Below are 19,405 nucleotides of genomic sequence, written 5' to 3' on the forward strand. Positions count from 1 at the left end.
CGGGCGCGCCCTTTATATCCCCCACACCCTTCACAAAATCTTTAATGAAGTTGCGGCCTCTCGCATGGAGAAGGCCGCTTTTTCAGAGTTATACACAGGCGAGTGTGGATAAGCTCCCGTTGCTGTTAACAACGTGGACAACGTCAAAAACAGGGCGTGACCGCCTTCACTTATCCACAGGTTCAGTGTGGACAAAGTACGTGCCTGTGGATAAAAAAACCGACCCGCTCTGGACAGCGCCAGGAGCAGGTAGGAGGGTGGAGATTATTCAGGGCAAAACCGCGCGGTTCTGGACCCCGGACTTCAGAACTGGGAGACGATGCCCTCTTCGCGCAGGTGTTCCACCCGCAGCATGTTGGTGGTGCCCTGCACGCCGAAGGGAACGCCGGCCGTGATCACGTAGCGGTCGCCTACATCGGCCAGTCCACTGGCCTTGAGTTCCTTGTTGGCGATCCTCACCATGTCGTCGGTGCTGCGTGGGTCCTCGCTGAGCATGGGCACCACGCCCCAGCTCAGGGCCAGCTGATTGCGGGTGGTCTCGCTGGGGGTCAGCGCCAGGATGGCCAGCGGGGGGCGGTTCTTGGCAATGCGGATGGCCGCGCCGCCGGTACTGGTAAAGGCCACGATGGCGGGCGCTTCCAGCTTGGCCCCGATGGTGCACGCCGAGTACGCGATGGAATCCTGGGCCAGCGTGGTGTCGATGACCAGTGAGCGCTGCAGCAGGCTGTAGTGCTCGCTGGACTCGGCCTCGCGGGCAATGCGGTCCATCATGGCGACCGACTCGACCGGGTACAGGCCCGCCGCCGACTCGGCCGAGAGCATCACGGCGTCGGTGCCGTCGTAGATGGCGTTTGCCACGTCGCTCGCCTCGGCGCGGGTGGGGCGCGGCAGGTTGATCATGCTCTCGAGCATCTGGGTGGCGGTGATCACCGGCTTGCCCGCCTCGCGGCACATGCGGATGATGCGTTTCTGGATGGTCGGCACCTGCTCGGGGCGCATCTCGACCCCCAGGTCGCCGCGCGCCACCATGATGCCGTCGACTTCCTTGAGGATGTCCTCGAAGCGGTCGACCGCCTGAGGCTTCTCGATCTTTGCCATCAACTTGGCGCGGCTGCCAAAGCGCGACAGATAGTGCCGGGCCAGCAGCAGGTCATCGCGCGAACGCACGAAGCTCAGGGCCACCCAGTCCACGCCCAGTTCCGCGCCGAACTCCATGTCCCTGACGTCCTTGTCGGACAGCGCGGGCACGCTCAGGTCAGCGTCGGGCACGTTAATGCCCTTGTTGTTCTTCAGCACTCCCCCGATCACCACGCTGGTCACGATGTCCGGACCACGCACCTGCTCGACCCGCAGCGCCATGTTGCCGTCGTCGAGCAGCAGGCTCATGCCCGGATGCACGTCGCGGGCCAGGTCCTTGTAGGTGCTCGAGACCCGGGTGGCGTCGCCCTCCACATCCTGCATGGTGATGGTGAAGGTGTCGCCGGGCGCCAGCGTGACCGACCCCTCGGCAAAGCGGCCCACGCGGATCTTGGGGCCCTGCAGGTCCTGCAGGATGCCCACGGTGATGCCCTTGCGGGCGGCCAGCTCGCGCACCATCTGCACCGTCTGGCGGTGGTCCTCGGGGTCGCCGTGGCTGAAGTTCATGCGAACGACGTTCAGGCCCGCATCCATCATGCGGCCCAGAACTTCCGGGGTGCGGCTGGCAGGCCCAACGGTGGCGACGATCTTGGTGGCTCGGTCAAAGTGTTTCATGTGTGGTTTCTTCCTCATTTCAGTTCGGTTCCTACCGGATCCGGGTGGAATCACTTCCAATCACCGTCAAAAGAGCGATGAACCCGGCGCTGTGCTCGCCCCGGTGTTCATCGCCGGTCGCGTCCGGGTTACCTCAGCGCCTTGCGGCCCGGGTACACAGCGCGGTCGCCCAGCATGTCCTCGATGCGCAGCAGCTGGTTGTACTTGGCGATGCGGTCCGAGCGGCTCGCCGATCCGGTCTTGATCTGCCCGGCGTTGGTGGCCACCGCCAGATCGGCGATAAAGGCGTCCTCGGACTCCCCGCTGCGGTGGCTGATAATGGTGCCGTAGTGGTGGCGCTTGGCGAGCTCAATGGCGTCCATGCTCTCGGTCAGCGAGCCGATCTGATTGACCTTGACCAGGATGGCATTGCCCACACCAGTATCGATGCCGCGCTGCAGGCGCTCGGGGTTGGTCACGAACAGGTCGTCGCCGACCAGCTGTACGCGGTCGCCGATCTTACTCGTCAGCGCCTGCCAGCCGTCCCAGTCGTCCTCGGCCAGCCCGTCCTCGATGCTCACGATGGGGTAACGGCTGCTCCAGTCGGCCCAGAAGTCCACCATCTCGGCGGTGGAGAGCACGCGGCCTTCGCTTTCCAGGTGGTACTGGCCGTCTCTGAACAGTTCGGTCACGGCCGGGTCCAGCGCAATGGCGATGTCCTTGCCGGGCTCGTATCCGGCCTTCTCGATGGCCTCGAGCAGCACGTCGAGCGCCTCCTCATTGCTCTTCAGGTCGGGAGCAAACCCGCCCTCGTCTCCGACGTTGGTGTTGTAGCCCTTGCCCGACAAGACCTTCTTGAGGCTGTGGAAGGTCTCGGTGCCGTAGCGCAGCGCTTCACGGAAGGTCGGCGCTCCCACCGGCATCACCATGAATTCCTGAAAGTCCACCGAGTTGTCGGCGTGGGCGCCGCCGTTGATGACGTTCATCATCGGAACCGGCAGCGTCTTGGCGTTGCTGCCGCCCAGGTAGCGGTACAGCGGGATGTCCAGTTCCTGCGCGGCCGCGCGGGCGGTGGCCAAGCTGACGGCCAGGATGGCGTTGCCCCCCAGCTTGCCCTTGTTGGGGGTGCCGTCCAGCGCCATCAGGGCGGCGTCCACCGCACCCTGGTCGCTGGCGTCCAGGCCCACCACAGCGGGGCCCAGGGCCTCGTTGACGTTCTTCACAGCCTGCTGCACGCCCTTGCCGCCGTAGCGCGGGCCGCCGTCACGCAGCTCCAGCGCTTCATGGGTTCCGGTGCTGGCCCCGCTGGGCACGATGGCCCGGCCCGAGAAGCCGCTGTCCAGATGGACTTCGGCCTCCACGGTCGGGTTCCCACGCGAATCCAGCACCTCACGGGCGATCACTTTTTCAATGTTCATGGTGGATCCTCCTGAACGCAGCCTGTCCACTCCCAGCAAGCTCTGGGACCGACTAGGTGTATCCCGGACACTATAAGCGCCTCATGTCAGCTGCGGGTGTATCCGGTCTAACCGCTGGGGCGAGGACAGGGCAGAAATCAAAAAACAGCGACGCAATCGAGGTTATCCACAAAAGTTATCCACAGACGAAATACCTGTGGATAACTTTGTTCAAAACCAAGAAAGTCATTAAGCCGGGTTGAGGGGCATGAAGGAGCCGCTGCCTGCTGGATGGAATGCGGAGGGCCCACCCTTCCTGTCCCGCCAACCACGATCTGTCTTCCGGTCCTGTGATCCCCTCCCCGCATGCCCCGTGGCGGCCCGGAGAGGCCCCTTAAACGCGCAGCGTGACCATGACCGCCATGTACCCGCCCCCCCCGCTCGCGCGGAAGATGGCGGGGCTGGTGGAGCCGGAGAAGAGCAGCTCGGCTTCACCGTCAATGGGCCCCAGGGCATCGAGGACATGGCGGGCATTGAAGGCCAAGCTCATGGCCGGTTCGGCGCCGCCCTGCGTGACCGGCAGGGTGTCCTGGGCACGGCCGTAGTCACCCTCGGCGGCCAGACGCAGCTGACCCTCGGACACCAGAAACTCCACCCGGTTGTTGGCATTCTTGTCGGCCAGCACGGCCACACGGTTCACCGCTTCCTTGAGGGCCGTGGCAGGCAGGGTGACCTGCAGCTTGATGTCTTTGGGAATGACCCGTTCATAGTCGGGAAAGTCGCCGTCCAGCAATTTGAGGTTCATGCGCACGCGGTCGGTGGTCACGCTGAGCATGCCCTCGCCGTAGGTGAAACGGGCCTCGCCGTCCTTGAGCACGCGGATCAGCTCGTCCACGCTGCGGGCCGGAATGATCAGATTCCGGCCGTCACCGCTGGCCGGAAAATCGCGGATGGCGACCCTGTAGCCATCCGAGGCCACCACCCGCGCCGAACCGTCCTCAGGATGGTGTTCGAGCTTGATGCCCCGGAACACGGCCTGGAAAGCCTCGTTGCTGGCGGCGTACCGCACGCTGCCCAGGGCGCGGGCCAGTTCCTCAGCATTCAGGCTCAGGTCCGCGTTGCCCGGGAAGCTCAGCGGCGGATACGCCTCGAGGTCGCCGGTCTGCAGTTTGAAATCTGAACCGCCCGCCCGCACTGAAAGCTCCTGCGCGTTAAGTTCGAGTTCGACGAGTTCGCCACCCAGATTGCGGACGATCTGCGCAAACAGGTGTGCAGGAACCACAAAGCTCTGTGGCTGCTGCACTTCGGCAGGAACGAAGCATGACAGGTCGATTTCCAGGTTCGTGCCGCTGAGGGTCAATCCTGCCTCGCTCGCCTCGACCTTGAGGGAAGTGAGCAGGGGATTGCTGCTGCGGTTGGGGACGACGCGTTCGAGGAGACCCAGACCTTCGCTGAGAACTTTTTTGGTGACGTGTGCTTTCATGCCATGCCTCACTGAATGGTTCCCTATCTTTTACCTGTTCTTATAAACATAAAAAGATAGTAGTAGTAGTAATAGGGCCTGTGGAAACTGTGGAAAAGTGGCTTAGGGCTGCGCTGGGAGCGGGTTCGTCTTGTGGATGAAATTGTGGATAAGTGGCCGCTTCCTGTGGATAACCTGTGGACAAAAAGGCGGGTTATCCACAGGGGTCTGGAAAGCCCGAGTTATCCACAAAGTTATCCACAGAAAAAACGGGGTTATCCACAGCTTATCCACAGGGTTATCCACAGCTTGTGAAAGTCTGCACACGGTTTTGGAACGGAATTTGGAACTTATTTGTTGTGAAACAGAATGCTGCAAGCTCATTATGTTCCGGATTCCTCATCGTCAAGACCCTGCATCTTGCGGCGCAGCACCTCCACCGCGGCGGTGATTTCCTGATCTCTGCCCACCTGTTCCGTGACCTTGCTGATGGCGTGCATGACGGTGGAGTGGTCGCGCCCAAAAAACTGGCCGATCTCGGGCAGCGAGTGGTCCGTGAGTTCGCGGATCAGGTACTGGGCGACCTGACGCGGCACGACGACCTCACGCACGCGCCCTGAGCCACGAATCACGTCGGGGGGCATGTTGTAGTGGGCCGCAACCTGCCGCAGCACGTCCATCATCTCGACCTTGACTTCCTGCGGGGCAAACACGTTGCTCAGGGCCTTGGCGGCCACCGCCCGTGAGAAGGGCACATTGTTCAGGCTGGAAAACGCCACCACCCGCATCAGCGCGCCTTCCAGCTCGCGGATGTTGCTGGTGACCTGCCGGGCGATGAGTTCCAGCACTTCCTGCGGAATGTCGATGCGGTTGTGTTCGGCGTTCATCTTGAGAATCGCCACGCGCGTTTCGTACTCCGGCGACTGGATATCTGTGATCAGCCCCCACTCAAAGCGGCTGCGCAGCCGGCCTTCCAGGGTCTGGATGTCCTTGGGCGGCCGGTCGGAACTCAGGATGATTTGCTTGTGGTTCTCGTACAGCGCGTTGAAGGTGTGGAAGAACTCTTCTTGAGTGCGTTCCTTGCCCGCCAGAAACTGAATATCGTCCACCAGCAACAGATCCACGCTGCGGTAGCGGTTGCGGAACTGGGTCATGCGGTCTTCGCGGATCGCATTGATCAGGTCGTTGGTAAACGACTCGGTAGAGACGTACTCGATGCGTTTTCCGGGAAAGCGCTCGGTCATGTAGTGGCCCACCGCGTGCATCAGGTGGGTCTTTCCCAGCCCCACATCTCCGTAGATAAACAGAGGGTTGTAGGCTTTGCCGGGAGATTCCGCGACGGCCAGGGCCGCGGCGTGAGCGAGGTTGTTGTTCGGCCCGACCACGAAATTCTCAAAGGTGTATTTCGGGTTCAGCACCTTGCGGTTCTCGAATGAAGCCGGTGCCGGAGCCGAGCGGCTCGGCGCGGCAGCCGGAGGAGGGGGCGGCGGATCGTTGGGCAGCAGCAGGGCGTCCTGTGCAGCGGGCAGCACCTGAAAACTCACCTGCGGATTCTGCGCCCCCAGGCTGCGGAGCGCGTCTTCCAGCAGCTCCAAGTAATGTTTGCGGAACCACTCCTGCGCAAACGAGTTCCGCACGCCCAGCACCAGCGATCCTTCCTGCACGCCCAGGTTTTTGACCGGAGCAAACCAGGTGTGGTATTCGACCTCTGAAATGTTCTTGCGGACGTACCCCAGCACGTCCGCCCAGATTTCCTGCGAGATAAGCGCGCACCTCCCTTACCGCCTGCGTCCAGCGCCGGCGTGTGGTTCTTAGCCCAGTGCGCGGCCAGCATACCACTCCCCTTTTCTCTCCCGAAAGGAAAAGAGCGGTCCGGACAGAGAGTTCAGTGCTGTGAAACCGAGAGCAGGGCGGCCTCGCGCTCCGGGGTCAGGGTGTACGGAAGGCCAGCGCCCTGGCTCCATGCGCGGGTGTCGCGCGCCGTTGTGGCCGGATCGGTCAGGGTCAGGCCCGCCGAGACGGCACGCGTGTTGTCCACGTCCATCAGGCCGGCCTGCTCGCCGTGTTCGGGCAGGTACAGCGGCAGGTCACGTGCGGCCAGCCCGTGCTTCTCCAGGGCCTGTGGATCGGTCCACCGCGCGTCGGTGACCTCCAGTACGGTCAGGAACTCGGCCCAGGTCAGCCGTGGGCCGGCGAGGTTGAAGATGCCGCCCACTTGCTCCTCGGTCACGGTGACCGTGAACCGGGCAAGGTCACGCGCGTCAATCACCTGCACATGATCCTGGCCGTCGCCGGGAGCGAGGACGGTACCTCCGCGTGCCGCGCGGTCCACCCAGTACGGGTAACGCGCGGTGTGGTCAAACGGTCCGGCCACGATCTGCGGGCGCAGGAGGGTGCAGGCCCCGCCATAGACCTCCTGCACGATGCGCTCGCAGGTGACCTTGAGGGGCCCGTAGGTCTCGCCCGTGACCTCGGTCACGTCCTCGGCGGCGCCCGTGGACAGCGGATCGTCCTCACGCACCGGATGGCGGCCTGGCTCGGCGTACACGCTGACCGTGCTGATGAACACGTAACGGTCCACGCGGCCCTGCAGCGCCTCGGCGCTGGCCCGCACCTGCCCGGGCGTGTAGCCGCTGACGTCCACACACGCGTCCCAGCGGCGGCCCTCCAGCGCGCTCAGGCCCGCCGCCCCCTTGTTGCGGTCTCCGTGCAGGCGTTCGACCTCCGCGGACAACTCATCCTTGGATTTGCCCCGGGTCAGGACCGTGACCGCGTGGCCCTTGTCCAGAAACGCCTCCACGATATGCCGCCCTACGAACTGCGTGCCGCCCAGGATCAGGATGTTCATGCCCACACCATAGAGCGGGCAGAATAGACCGCATGAAAATCCGCTTCACTTCGCGCGGGGTCCGCGTGCGCATCGATGATCTGGAACTCGCCGCCCTGATCCGGGGCGAACGCCTCACGGTGCAGGTGGACTGGCCCGCCGGAGGGTGGATGCTGAACCTTGATCCCCACGGTGATGGAGTACAGGGAAGCGGCGGACATCTGAACATCGGGCTGCGCGGCTGTCTCGCTCTGCTGACCGATCCCCAGCGGGAGGGCGTCACGCTGGATGGGCCGCCGCGGGTAGATGTGGAAAAGGACTTCGGCCCTCAGCACGTGTAGGTGGCCGCAGGACGTGCCCTAACGCCGTGCCCAGCGCCCCCCAATCTCTTCAGCTAAGCCCATCAGATTCAGCATTACCAGGGCAGTCTGAAGGTCGGGCAGGGCCAGTCCGGTCGTGCCCTGCAGGTCATCCAGCGTGACCGGGACGCTCAGGGCAGCCAGCACGCGCCGCTGTTCGGGGGGCAGGTCGGGCTGGGGCGCGGCGGGGGCCACACCCCAGCCCATCTCGTTCAGGATGTCCTGGGCCGTCTCGGTAAGGACCGCGCCGTCGCGGAGCAACTGGTGGGGACCGGCGGCCCGTGGGTCGCCCGCCCGACCGGGAACCGCGAAGACCGTACGGCCGCATTCCAGCGCGTGCGTAGCGGTGATCAGTGACCCGGATTTGCGTTCGCCTTCCACGACCAGCGTGCCGGCGCTCAGCGCGGCGATCACCCGGTTGCGGGTGGGAAAATGGTGCTGCGCCGGGCCGGTGCCCAGCGGATACTCGCTGATCACGGTGAGGCGCTCGGCCAGACGCTCATTCTCGCGCGGGTAGATCACGTTCACGGCGCTGCCCAGCACGCCGATGCTGAGGCCTCCGGCCTCCACCGCCGCCGTGTGGGCGGCTGTATCGACGCCGCGCGCCAGTCCGCTCACCACCACCACGCCGGCCCGTGCCAGGTCGGCGGTGAGCGCCCGGGTCAGGCTCAGGGCGTAGGGGCTCGCCGCCCGCGTGCCCACGATGCCCACGGCGCGCGGCACGACCGGCAGGGCGGGCAGCCCACCGCGCACCCACAGCACCGGGGGCGGGTCGTCCAGGGCCTCCAGCGCCTCCGGGTAGCCTTGCAGGCCCCGGCCCAGCAGGGTCACCCCCGTCCGCGCGGCCTTCTGCACTTCGTCCTGTGCCTCCGCCGCCGCCCTGGGAAGGCCGATGGCCGCCACGCTCCGGCTGTCCAGTCCCGGCACCCCGCGCAGGTCGCCCACGGGTGCCTGCAGGGCGGTTTGCGCGCTGCCAAAATGCCGCCGCAAGGCCTCGATGCGGCGCGGTCCCAGGTGCGGCGTGAGGCGCAGGGTGAGCAGGGCCAGCAGTTCGGCGGCGGGAGTGGGGGGTGCGGCGCGGGTCACGCAGTTCAGGATAGGCAGAGCCGTCTTCCAGCTTCCTTTCCGGGGCCGGTCAGTCCTCGTCGCCCAGCGCCGCCCCGGGAATGGTGAGTACAAATTCCGCGCCGCCCTGTGGGTGGGTGCCGCCGTGCAACTGGCCGCCGTGCATCACAGCGATCTGCCGCGAGACGCTCAGGCCCAGGCCGCTGCTGCCCGCTCCGCTCACAAAGGGCTCGAAGATGCGCTCACCGAGTTCGGGGGGCAGGCCGGGGCCGCTGTCGCGCACCGTGAAGCTCAGGTGGTCAGCCGTTTCCTGCAGGGTGAGCCACACCTTGCCGTGGGGTCCGGCGGCGCGGCGGGCGTTGGCGAGCAGATTACGCAGCGCCTGGGTCAGCCGGTCCGGGTCGCACAGGATGCCGCCCCCCCAGTCGCCCTCAAAGGCCGTGCCGGACACCAGCCGGTCCAGCCGCTCCTGCAACGTGCGTGCGGGGATGTAGTGCCACGCCAGCCGCATTTCCAGCTGTCCGCGGGCGAGCTGCATCAGGTCCTGGGTGGTGAAGGTCAGCTCGTCGGCCACCAGCGCCGCGCGCCGGACCTCGGGGTCGTCGGTGCGCTCCTCGGCGCGGCGCAGGCTCGCCTTCAGCACGGTCAGCGGCGCGCCCAGTTCATGCACGATCTGGCCCAGCAGCTGCTTCTCGCGGGCCTGCCCCGCCTCGATGCGCACAAGCAGGCGGTTGATGGCGCTGAGCAGGCGGTGGACCTCGTCCTCGCGGGCGGGCAGCGGCAGCGTGGCGAGGCTGCGGGTGGGGTCAATCCGGTCGGCGAGGTTGGCCGCGCCCTGCAGTCCCGACAGGGCCCGCTGACCCACGCCCCAGCCCACCACCAGCAGGATCAAGGGCGTGAACACCAGCGCGGCGAGCAGGGCGCTGATGGCACTCTGGCGGGCGGCAATCAGGTCATCTTCCGGCAGGCCGACCCACAGCGTTCCGAACAGGCCAATCTTGCGCTGAACGGCCCGCACCGAGGTGTCCTGGATGGTCACGCGGCTCTGGGTGCCGTAGGGATAAGGCGCTTTCTCAAAAGAGCGCAGGATCGGGCTGGCCGCGAAGACCAGACCGTCGCCGTCTATGAGCATGGTGTAGGCCCCCGCGCCGCCCGCCGCCTTGCCCAGGCCCGCGCCGGGGCTGGTAAAGGCCTCAGCCAGGGTGTCGGCCCGCTCGTTGAGACGGTCGTTGAACTGCTGGTCCATGCGCGAGAGCAGCAGCGTGACCACGCCCAGACTGATCAGCAGAATCAGGGCGAGTGCCAGCAGGCTGTAGGTGGCGGCCAGCCGGAAGCGCAGGCTGTGGCGCCACGCCACCCGCGCCGAGGACAGCCCGGTGCCGGGCGTCAGTGCCGAGGACAGGGCCGCGCCCCGCCGGAAGGGCGCGCGGGGGGGCACACTTCGGGCGGGGCGCGGGGGCAGCATCGGGTCTCTAGGCCTGCAGCACGTAGCCGACGTTGCGGATGGTGCGGATCTTGAGGTCGCTGTCGGCCTGCTCCAGCTTCTTGCGCAGCTGCGAGATGCGGACCTCCACCGAGTTGGAGTTGGGCGTCTCCCAGCCGTACAGGTGCGACTCGATATCGGCGCGCGAGAACACGCGCTCGGGCGTGCGCATCATGAGCTCCAGAATGCGCGCCTCGTGTTCAGTCAGGTTGGTGCTCTTGTCGTTCACGGTGAGCAGCAGGCTGCTGGTGGACAGGCTGGTGTTGCCCAGATTCACCCCGGTGCCGGCGGCGGTGCGGCGCAGCAGCGCGGTGATGCGGGCGTCCAGCTCGGGCATGGCAAAGGGCTTGGTCAGGTAGTCGTCGGCTCCGGCATTCAGCCCGGCGACCCGTTCTTGCACCCCGCTGCGGGCCGAGAGCACCAGCACCGGCGTGCTGCTGTACTGCCGCAGCGCCGAGACCAGGTCCAGACCGTCCCCGTCGGGCAGGTTCAGGTCGAGCAGAATCAGCTGCGCGCTGTGCATGCCCAGCCACGTCTGCGCGTCGCGCAGGGTCGAGGAGTGGTGAACCTGATAGTCCGCCGACAGGTATTCCTTAAGCAGGGGACCGAGGTGTGGATCGTCTTCCACAACGAGAATCTGCGCCAGCATGGGAGCTCCTTGAATCAGGGAAAGGTGGGTTCGGGCAGACCGCGGAACGCTGGCCGGCTTATTTGAGGCTGGGGACGACAGGAAGCGGGAGGGCCACCTTGAGGCCCGGCAGGCTCAGGGACTGTCCGGCCGGCTGGGCACTCAGGGTCAGTTTGTAGGGAGCGAGGAATTTGACGAAGGTCACGTCGGTGTTGACGCTGCGTTCGCCCGCCGTGGCCGGAATCTGCAGGGTCAGCTTGCCGTCGCTGAGGGTGCCGTTGTAGCGGCTCTTGAGGCCCGGAAAGGTCACGCGGGCCTTTTCCTCGTCGGTGGGGGCAAACAGGACGACCACCGGGCCGTCGTAGTCCCCGACGAACTGCATGACCAGCTTGCCGCCGCTGCTCTCGCCGTCGCCCACCTTGGTCTGGAGTTCGCGGTCCCACACCTGAACTTTCAGCGCCTGCGCCGCGGGGGCCAGGGCTGTCAGGCACAGCAGGAAAAGAAGCAGACGGGGCATCATGACAGTGTAACGGAGTCTCCTGAAAGCGGGGGGAACATCGGCGAAAAAAGGCGGGTGGGCCGGGACCTGTGATCCCGGTGTTCCACCCTAGCGCCTCAAGCTGACGCCCTTTTGATGCCGCCAGGCACGCACCTTCAGGAAAGCCTGAGGTCTGCCCTCTCCCCGGTTACATCGCTTCGAGCATCAGGCGGTCGGGGTTTTCCAGCAGGCGGATGACTTCCTTGCAGAAGCGGGCCGCCTCGGCGCCGTCCACCAGGCGGTGGTCAAACGACAGGCTCAGGTACATCATGTGCGCCACGACGATGTTGTCGTTCTCGTCCACAATGGGCCGCTTGATGATGCTGTGCACGCCCAGAATGGCCGCGTCGGGCACATTGATGATCGGGAAGGAGAACAGCGCGCCGATGGAGCCGATGTTGGTGATGGAAAAGGTGCTGCCGGCCAGCTCGTCCGCCGCCAGTTTGCCGCTTCCCGCACGGCCCGCGAGATCGACAACCTCACGCGCGAGCTCGAAGACGCTCTTGTGGTTCACGTCGCGGATCACCGGCACGGTCAGGCCCGCGTCGGTGGCGACGGCCATACCGAGGTTGTAGTAGCGCTTCTGCACGATTTCCTGGGCGGCCTCGTCAAAGGAGGTGTTCAGGCTGGGGTACTTCTTGAGCGCGGCCACCACTGCCTTGAAGATGAAGGGCAGGTACGACAGCTTGACGCCCGCCGCGCTCGCCTCGTCCTTGACGCGGCTGCGGAACTCGACGAGCTTGCTGAGGTTCACCTCGTCCACGGTCAGGGTGCGGACGGTGTACAGGTGGCTGGCTTGCATCTGGTTGCTGATGGCCCGGCGCATGCCCCGCAGCGGCACGCGGTCCTCAAGCGCCTCACACCCTTTGGGTGTGCGGTACTGCACCGGTGCCACCGGCATTCCGCCCGTTCCCTTCGCGGCGGCCGGAGTGGTCGGCTGCGCAGAGGCCGGCGCCGACGCGGTCTGCGGCTGGGCGGCAGCGGACGGCGTGGCCGGGGCCTGGGCCGCTGCGCCCTGCCCGTGCGCCACCACGTCCTGCACGCGGATGCGCCCGTTGGGACCGCTGCCCTGCACCTGAGACAGGTCGAGGTTCAGTTCGCGGGCCAGCTGCCGCGCGGCGGGCACGGCGAGGACCCGGCCGTCGGCGCGGGCGGGTGCGGCGGATTCACGGTTCAGTGTGCCCGTGCCGGCGGTGGAGCTGCCCGGCGCACCGCTGGCGCTGCGGGCTCCCAGTCCCTGGACCTTCACCGTCTCGTTCGAGGCGAAGGCCTTGAACAGGCTGGCCGAGTCGTCATCGGCCCCGCCGCGCATGTGGCCGGCCTCCACGATGCTTCCGCCCTGATCGGCGATCTGTTCGCGTTCCTCCTGGGCCTGCGCCGGCAGCTGGGCATCGGCGGTGGTGGGGTTCTCGGCGCTGTCCTGAATGGCCTGGGTGGGACTGGGGGCGGCGTTTCCGCCCTCATCAATCAACGCGATGACGGCGTGAACGGCCACCACGTCGCCCTCATTGGCCATGCGCTGCTTGAGGATGCCTGCCACCGGGCTGGGCAGTTCCACGGTCACCTTGTCGGTCATGACCTCGCACAGCGGTTGTTCCAGGGCCACGGGGTCGCCCTCGTTGACCAGCCACTTGAGAATTTCGCCTTCGACCACGCTTTCGGCCAGTTCGGGGAGCAGGACTTCTTTCACAGGAATACCTCGGGAAACAGAATGGGGAAACAAGGTTGGGTGCGGCCGGCTGTTCTAGCCGATCACGAAGGCCCGCAACACGCCGTAGAGGATCAGGACACTGCCCAGCACCTGAATCCAGCGCTCGCCCCGCGCATACAGCACGGCGCTGATTCCCAGCGCGGCGAACATCGCACCGATGCTCAGCCGCTGCCACGGCTGGGGCAGATCGCCGGCCCAGGCATACAGGCCAAAGCCGATCAGCAGGCCCAGGGTGCCCAGCAGCGGGCGCAGCAGGTCAGGCCTCATGGACACGGGCCCACATTAATGGTTCAGCGCCTGCACACACGCCGCCGTGATGCGGTTGGGGCCAGGCAGGTAGATCTTGTCCTGCACGTAGGGATAGGGCGTGTCGAAGCCCGCCACCTGCGTGACCGGAGCGAGCAGCGAGTCGAAGGCCTCGTTCTGGATCACGTAGGCCACCTCGCCCATGAAGTTGGCGGTGCGCGGCGCCTCGCTGACAAGCACGGCGCGGCCAGTCTTCTGGACGCTCTGCACCACCGTTTCACGGTCCCACGGCACCAAGCTGCGCAGGTCGATGACCTCCACGCCCACGCCCTCGGCCGCCAGCGCGTCGGCGGCGCGTTCCAGGTCCGGCATCACGCCGCCGTAGCCGATCAGGCTCAGATCCGTGCCCTCGCGGCGGATGGCGGCCTCACCCAGACGCACGGTGTAGTCGTGGTCCGGCACCTCGCCCTTGGCGGCACGGTACAGCCGCTTGGGCTCGAAGAAGATCACCGGATCATCGCCGCGGATGGCGGCCTTCAGCAGTCCCTTGGCGTCGTAGGGCGTGCTGGGCATCACGACCTTCAGGCCCGGCGTGTGTGCGTAATAGCTCTCCGGACTCTGGCTGTGGTGGTGCCCGCCCTTGACTCCGCCGCCCGAGGGCGTGCGGATCACGAGCGGAGCCGTGAACTGCCCGCCCGAGCGGTAGCGGATCTTGGCCGCCTGGCTGATGATCTGGTCAAAGCCCGGGCCCATGTAATCGGCGAACTGGATCTCGGCCACGGGCCGCAGGCCGCGCACCGCCATGCCCACGGCCGCGCCCACGATGCTCGCCTCGCTCAGCGGGGTGTCAAAGACCCGCTCCTTGCCGAAAGTGGCCTGCAACCCGGCGGTGGCCATGAACACGCCTCCGCGGGCGCCCACGTCCTGCCCGAACAGAACCACGCGCTCGTCGCGCTGCAGTTCCTCGTGCAGCGCCTCGGTGACGGCCTGAATCAGGTTGATGGTGCGGGTGCCGGCGCCGGCCTGGGCCGCTTCCTTTCTGTCCTGGGTGGCGGTCATTTTGCGCTCCCTTCCTGCTCGGCGCGCAGTTCGGCGGCCTGAATGCGCAGGTGGCCCGGAAGATCGGCATAGACGTCCTCGAACATGATGCGCCAGTCGGGCTGGCCGGTGGCCTCGGCGCGGATGACCTGCTCGTCCACCTCGCGGTGGGTCTCGGAGATCAACCGGGCACGCTCCTCGGCGTCGATGGGATGGCCCAGATGCTCAAGCAGTTTCTCAACGCGCACGATGGGATCGCGGTCCAGCCACTCCTGCACTTCCTCACGGGTGCGGTAGTTCTTCTCGGCGTCCGCGTCGGCGTTGCTGTGCGAGCCGACCCGGTAAGTCAGGCACTCCACCAGCGCCGGGCCATTGCCCTCCCGCACCCACTGCGCGGCGTGGGCGCAGACCTCCATGACGGCCACGATGTCGTTGCCGTCCACGTAAAAACCGGGCATGCCGTAGGCCTTGGCCTTGATGTGGATGGTCTCGCTGGCGGTCTGCCCCGCCAGATTGGTGCTGATGGCCCACTGGTTGTTCTCGCACACGAACAGGCACGGAGCGTGGGCGGCGCCCGCCATGTTCATGCCCGCGTGCCAGTCGCCCTCGCTGGTCGCGCCGTCCCCGAAGGTGCACACCGTGATCTCGTCGGTGCCCAGGTACTTCTGCGCCATCGCGTTGCCCGCGGCGGGCGGCACCTGCGAGGCAATCGAGGAGCTGATCGACACGAAGTGCTGCTTGCGGGCGGCGAAGTGGTGCGGCATCTGGCGGCCCCGGCTGGGGTCGGAGTTGCTGCCCAGGCACTGGCTGATCAACTCGAACATCGGCACGCCCATCGCCAGCCCCAGGGTGTGGTCGCGGTAGTACGGCCACACCCAGTCGTGGCCCACGCGGATGGACCGGGCCAGACCCACCTGGGTGGCCTCCATTCCGCTGGACTGGGCGTAGAAGGTCGTGCGTCCCTGACGCAGCAGGGTGATGAGCTTGCGGTCAAATTCGCGGGCGCGCAGCATCAGCGCGTGCAGCTCGCGCAGCCGCTCGGGCGTGTAGGCGGCGGGCAGGTCCTGAACCGGCGTGCCGTCTTCGGCGACATACCGGATGGGCTGGGGAGTAAAGGGCTGCGGGGTGGATGGAATTGGCAGTGAAGAAGTCTGGGTCATGTGAAGCGGGCCTCCTGTGCAGTGGACAGAAGCGGAAGGCTGCCTCCGCCCCGCCGCTGGCAACATCTGTCTGGCTAACGGTCGTTAGGCATTCTAGACGGTCCATATGGGCCGGGGCTTCCCCCAGTGCGTCCGGCCCATGCGGACAGAAGGCCACCCCCAGGGGCGGCGCAGTCTGAAAAACCCCGTTCAGTACGTGAAGAACACCAGCTCGGCCGGAACGTGGTCGGGCAGCACCCTCCTCTCCCCTGCCGGGCCCAGGGTCTCCACCACGCGGCAGGCCTCGGCCAGATAGGCAGCGTAGGGCACGGGTCCCGGAGCGGTGACAGGCCGCTCCGGGCCGAACAGGTCCAGGGGCGGTTGATCGTTGTCATGCGTCCACGCGCCGCTCATCCAGTCAAAGTGGTACTGATTTAGAAAGCGCTCGCCGTGTTGGGCCACGAACTCGATGGCCGAGAGCAGAAAGTCCACCTCGTCGTCGGTGGCCCACGGCGCGAGGTTCAGGCGGGTCCAGCCGGGCTTCAGGCCGTCAATGTTGGAAAGGGCGCACTGCCGGTACTGCTCGCTGCGTTCGTCATCTATGCGCAGCAACACGTGTCCGTAAGGGCCCGCGCACGCGCAGCCGCCGCGGGCCTGGATGCCGAACAGGTCGTTGAGCAGCCGGACCACCAGCCGGGGATGCAGGTACGCGCCGTCTGGGGCCTGGATCAGGAATGACAGGAAGGCCAGCCGGGGGGCGTCGGGATTGCCGAGCAGCTGAATGCGGGGATGATTCCTCAGCCGGTCCAGCGCTCGCGCAAACAGCTCGTGTTCCCGGGTGGTCAGGGCCTGCACCCCCAGCTCCTCCTTGACCCGGAAGGCGAGGGCCGTGCGCAGCTTGCCCAGGATGGCGGGAGTTCCCGCATCCTCGCGCGCCTCGATGTCCTCGATGTACACCTGTTGTGTGCGGCTGACGTAGCGCACCGTTCCCCCGCCCGCCGTGCTGGGGACGTTCAGGTGATACAGGTGCTCCTGAAAACACAGCAGCCCCGGCGTTCCCGGGCCGCCCACGAACTTGTGCGGGCTGAGGAACACCGCGTCGTACCCGTCCGGCTGACCGGGCTTCATGTCGATGACAACGTAGGGGCCGCTCGCCGCGAAGTCGAAGAAGGCGTAGGCCCCGTGCCGGTGCAGGATGCGCGCCACCGTGCGGGTGTCGGTGAGCAGGCCGGTGACGTTGCTCGCGGCGCTGAAGGAGCCGATCTTGGGCCGGCGGGCGTACTGCGGCGCTTTCAGTGCCCGCACCAGGGCGTCCAGATCCAGATTGCCGCGTTCGCACAGCGGAATCTCCACGACCTCGGCGAGCGTCTCGCGCCAGCTCACCTCGTTGCTGTGGTGTTCATAGGGGCCGACGAACACCACCGGGCGCTCGTGTTCGGGAAGCGAGGCCAGCACGGCGGCGCGGTGTGGCCCGCAGACCGTCAGCCCCAGGATGTCCTGTATGCGCCGCACGGCCGCCGTGCTGCCCGAGCCGCAGAACACGAGCTTGCAACTGGCGTCTCCCCCGAGCTGACCCCGGATGTAGTCGGCCGCCTGGTGCGTCAGGTGGGTGCTGTGCGCCCCGGTGGCGCTGTCCTCGGTGTGGGTGTTGGCATACAGCGGCAGCGCAAGCGACGCGATGCGGTCTTCCACGCTGCGCAGCGCCCGCCCCGAAGCGACATAGTCCGCGTAGGTGACCCGGCGCGCTCCGAAGGGCGTCTGGATCACTGTGTCCGTCCCGATCAGGTCGGCCCTCAGTGTGGCGAAGTCCATGACTGATTGTAGGCAATCCGGCGGCGCGGCGGCGGGCGTGTCCCCCACTTCCGCCCTGCGCCCCTCTATACGCTGCCGTGGGAAAGACCCGCGTTACCGTTGCGGCGTGGCTGTCCCGGTACACTCCGCAACAGGATGAGCGGCTGGAATGTGATTGTGATTGGTGGAGGCCACGCGGGCCTGGAGGCGGCCTGGGCGGCGGCCAAGTTCTCACGGGTGGCCCTGCTGGTGGGCAACCCGGCAACGGTGGGACGCATGCCCTGCAATCCTGCCGTAGGGGGACCGGGCAAGAGCCAGCTGGTCTTTGAGGTCCAGGCCCTGGGCGGCCTGATGGGCCGTCTGGCCGACGACACCGCCATCCACACCCGCGTGCTCAACGCGAGCAAGGGCCCGGCGGTGCAGTCGCTGCGGGTTCAGAACGAGCGCGACGCCTATGCCGAACGGGCGCAGGACGTGATCTTCGGCCACCCCGAGATTGACGTTGTGCGGGGCGAGGCCGCCGATCTGGAGCCGGACGGTCACGGGGGCTGGACCGTGGTCACCACCGATGGCCGCCGTCTGGCGTGCCGCAGCGTCGTGGTTGCTGCGGGCACCTTCATGCAGGCGGTGACGTGGTACGGCCGGCAATCACGGCCCGAAGGGCGGCAGGGCGAGCCCCCCTCGCGCTTCCTTTCGGCCCCGCTGGCCCGCGCAGGCCACGTGCTCAAGCGCTTCAAGACCGGCACACCCCCACGGGTGCGGGCCGACTCGGTCAACTTCGCCGAACTGCTGAGCATTCCCGCCGATCCCCAGCCCCGCGGATTTACGGGCATGCCCGGGCCGCGCGCCGCCGAGTCTCCCACCTGGCAGACCCACACCACCCCGGAAACCCACCAACTGATCCACGACAATCTGCATGAATCTCCGATGTTTTCGGGCGACATCGAGGGCCGGGGCCCACGATACTGCCCGAGCATTGAGGACAAAGTCGTGCGTTTTGCCCACCATGACCGGCACCTGCTGTTTGTGGAACCCGACGGCGTGCAGACCAGCGAGGTGTACCTGCAGGGCTTCAGTTCGTCGCTGCCCGCCGGACTGCAGGACCAGCTGGTGAGAACGCTGCCCGGCTTTGAGAAAGCGGTGATTCAGCGGTACGCCTACGCGGTGGAATACGACGTGGTGGATTCCACCGAGCTGACCCTGAATCTGGAATCCCGGTTGCTGCCTGGGGTCTTTACAGCGGGCCAGATCAATGGAACCAGTGGCTATGAGGAGGCGGCGGCACAGGGACTGGTCGCCGGCCTCTCGGCGGCCCACCGGGCGCAGGCCCTGTCCATGCCGGTCATCGGCCGTGACACCGGGTACATCGGGGTTCTGCTGGACGACCTGGTCTTCAAGGGCAGTGACGAGCCGTACCGCATGATGACCAGCCGGGTGGAACATCGCCTGCTCGTCCGGCAGGACAACGCCGACGAACGCATGACCCCCCTGGGCCACGCCTGGGGACTGGTCGACCAGTCCGAACTGGACCGGGTGCAGACCAAATACCGCCGGGTGGCGGCCGGTGCCGAGGCCCTGGGGCGGCAGCGCAGTGCGGGAGTGACCGGCGACGCATGGCTACGTCGCCCCGAGTTCTCGCTGGCCGATGTCGAGGCGCTGGGCATGAAACTGCCCTCCCTGGATACCGCCGAGCGCGAAGCCCTCGAAATCCGCGTGAAGTATGCGGGCTACATCGAACGGGCCCGCCAGCAGCTCCGCGCCGAGGACCATGCCCGCGACCTGAGTCTGTCCGGTGTGGATTTTGCGGCCATCGCCTCCCTGTCCAACGAGGCGCGCGAGAAGCTGAGCCGGGTGCGGCCCGCCACCCTGGAGCAGGCGGCCCGGCTATCCGGGGTGCGCCACGCCGATATCGGAGCGCTGCTCGTTCACCTCAGGAAGCACGGCGTTTCACGGGAAACCTGACGGTGAAACAAAACCCTGATCTCGCTTG

At 66.5% G+C, this 19,405-nt stretch carries 16 protein-coding genes; 2 read left to right on the forward strand and 14 right to left on the reverse strand.

What is annotated here, in order from left to right:
• Window positions 1-303 precede the first annotated feature (303 nt).
• From pyk to IEY21_RS09910, 5 genes are all read right to left on the reverse strand, one after another.
• The gene (gene pyk, locus IEY21_RS09890) at window positions 304-1,752 is read right to left on the reverse strand and encodes a pyruvate kinase (protein WP_188903940.1); all 1,449 of its coding nucleotides are present in this window, start codon (window positions 1,750-1,752) and stop codon (window positions 304-306) included.
• A gap of 128 nt (window positions 1,753-1,880) precedes the next feature.
• Window positions 1,881-3,149 (reverse strand): phosphopyruvate hydratase, encoded by a 1,269-nt coding sequence (eno, locus tag IEY21_RS09895; RefSeq protein ID WP_188903942.1) that lies wholly within the window; start codon window positions 3,147-3,149, stop codon window positions 1,881-1,883.
• A 373-nt stretch (window positions 3,150-3,522) separates the two neighbouring features.
• Window positions 3,523-4,611 carry a DNA polymerase III subunit beta gene (dnaN, locus tag IEY21_RS09900; RefSeq protein ID WP_188903944.1) on the reverse strand — a complete coding sequence of 363 codons (1,089 nt, stop codon included), beginning with the start codon at window positions 4,609-4,611 and terminating at the stop codon, window positions 3,523-3,525.
• Window positions 4,612-4,973: 362 nt separating this feature from the next.
• On the reverse strand, window positions 4,974-6,329 hold the full coding sequence (gene dnaA / locus IEY21_RS09905) for a chromosomal replication initiator protein DnaA (protein ID WP_229753018.1): 1,356 nt from the start codon (window positions 6,327-6,329) through the stop codon (window positions 4,974-4,976).
• Window positions 6,330-6,475: 146 nt separating this feature from the next.
• The gene (locus tag IEY21_RS09910; protein WP_188903946.1) at window positions 6,476-7,438 is read right to left on the reverse strand and encodes an NAD-dependent epimerase/dehydratase family protein; all 963 of its coding nucleotides are present in this window, start codon (window positions 7,436-7,438) and stop codon (window positions 6,476-6,478) included.
• A gap of 32 nt (window positions 7,439-7,470) precedes the next feature.
• Here IEY21_RS09910 and IEY21_RS09915 point away from each other — a divergent pair, with 32 nt between their 5' ends.
• Window positions 7,471-7,758, forward strand: a complete 288-nt coding sequence (locus tag IEY21_RS09915) for a hypothetical protein (RefSeq protein ID WP_188903947.1) — start codon at window positions 7,471-7,473, stop codon at window positions 7,756-7,758.
• 18 nt (window positions 7,759-7,776) lie between these two features.
• On the opposite strand, the gene dprA is transcribed toward IEY21_RS09915, so the two are convergent.
• The 9 genes from dprA to IEY21_RS09960 all read right to left on the reverse strand — a co-directional run bounded on the left by dprA (window position 7,777) and on the right by IEY21_RS09960 (window position 17,436).
• Window positions 7,777-8,862 (reverse strand): DNA-processing protein DprA, encoded by a 1,086-nt coding sequence (dprA, locus tag IEY21_RS09920; protein ID WP_373290503.1) that lies wholly within the window; start codon window positions 8,860-8,862, stop codon window positions 7,777-7,779.
• Between the two features lie 49 nt (window positions 8,863-8,911).
• A complete protein-coding gene (locus IEY21_RS09925; protein WP_188903949.1) occupies window positions 8,912-10,306 on the reverse strand; it encodes a sensor histidine kinase in 1,395 nt (464 codons plus the stop codon).
• A gap of 7 nt (window positions 10,307-10,313) precedes the next feature.
• The gene (locus IEY21_RS09930) at window positions 10,314-10,973 is read right to left on the reverse strand and encodes a response regulator transcription factor (protein WP_188903951.1); all 660 of its coding nucleotides are present in this window, start codon (window positions 10,971-10,973) and stop codon (window positions 10,314-10,316) included.
• Window positions 10,974-11,031: 58 nt separating this feature from the next.
• The gene (locus tag IEY21_RS09935) at window positions 11,032-11,469 is read right to left on the reverse strand and encodes a hypothetical protein (RefSeq protein ID WP_188903952.1); all 438 of its coding nucleotides are present in this window, start codon (window positions 11,467-11,469) and stop codon (window positions 11,032-11,034) included.
• Between the two features lie 169 nt (window positions 11,470-11,638).
• Window positions 11,639-13,180, reverse strand: a complete 1,542-nt coding sequence (locus IEY21_RS09940) for a dihydrolipoamide acetyltransferase family protein (protein ID WP_188903954.1) — start codon at window positions 13,178-13,180, stop codon at window positions 11,639-11,641.
• A 54-nt stretch (window positions 13,181-13,234) separates the two neighbouring features.
• Window positions 13,235-13,468: a hypothetical protein gene (locus IEY21_RS09945; protein ID WP_188903955.1), complete on the reverse strand. Its 234-nt coding sequence runs from the start codon at window positions 13,466-13,468 to the stop codon at window positions 13,235-13,237.
• A gap of 15 nt (window positions 13,469-13,483) precedes the next feature.
• On the reverse strand, window positions 13,484-14,506 hold the full coding sequence (locus IEY21_RS09950; RefSeq protein ID WP_188903957.1) for an alpha-ketoacid dehydrogenase subunit beta: 1,023 nt from the start codon (window positions 14,504-14,506) through the stop codon (window positions 13,484-13,486).
• On the reverse strand, window positions 14,503-15,645 hold the full coding sequence (locus IEY21_RS09955; RefSeq protein ID WP_188903959.1) for a thiamine pyrophosphate-dependent dehydrogenase E1 component subunit alpha: 1,143 nt from the start codon (window positions 15,643-15,645) through the stop codon (window positions 14,503-14,505). Before IEY21_RS09955 ends, IEY21_RS09950 begins: the two co-directional genes overlap by 4 nt.
• Window positions 15,646-15,834: 189 nt before the next feature.
• Window positions 15,835-17,436: an aminotransferase class V-fold PLP-dependent enzyme gene (locus tag IEY21_RS09960; RefSeq protein WP_188903961.1), complete on the reverse strand. Its 1,602-nt coding sequence runs from the start codon at window positions 17,434-17,436 to the stop codon at window positions 15,835-15,837.
• Window positions 17,437-17,571: 135 nt separating this feature from the next.
• Between IEY21_RS09960 and mnmG the strand changes: the two genes are divergently transcribed.
• Entirely contained in the window at window positions 17,572-19,377 is a 1,806-nt protein-coding gene (gene mnmG / locus IEY21_RS09965; protein ID WP_188903963.1) for a tRNA uridine-5-carboxymethylaminomethyl(34) synthesis enzyme MnmG, read from the forward strand.
• Window positions 19,378-19,405 lie beyond the last annotated feature (28 nt).

The organism is Deinococcus aerophilus, assembly GCF_014647075.1.
Taxonomy (GTDB): Bacteria; Deinococcota; Deinococci; order Deinococcales; family Deinococcaceae; genus Deinococcus; species Deinococcus aerophilus.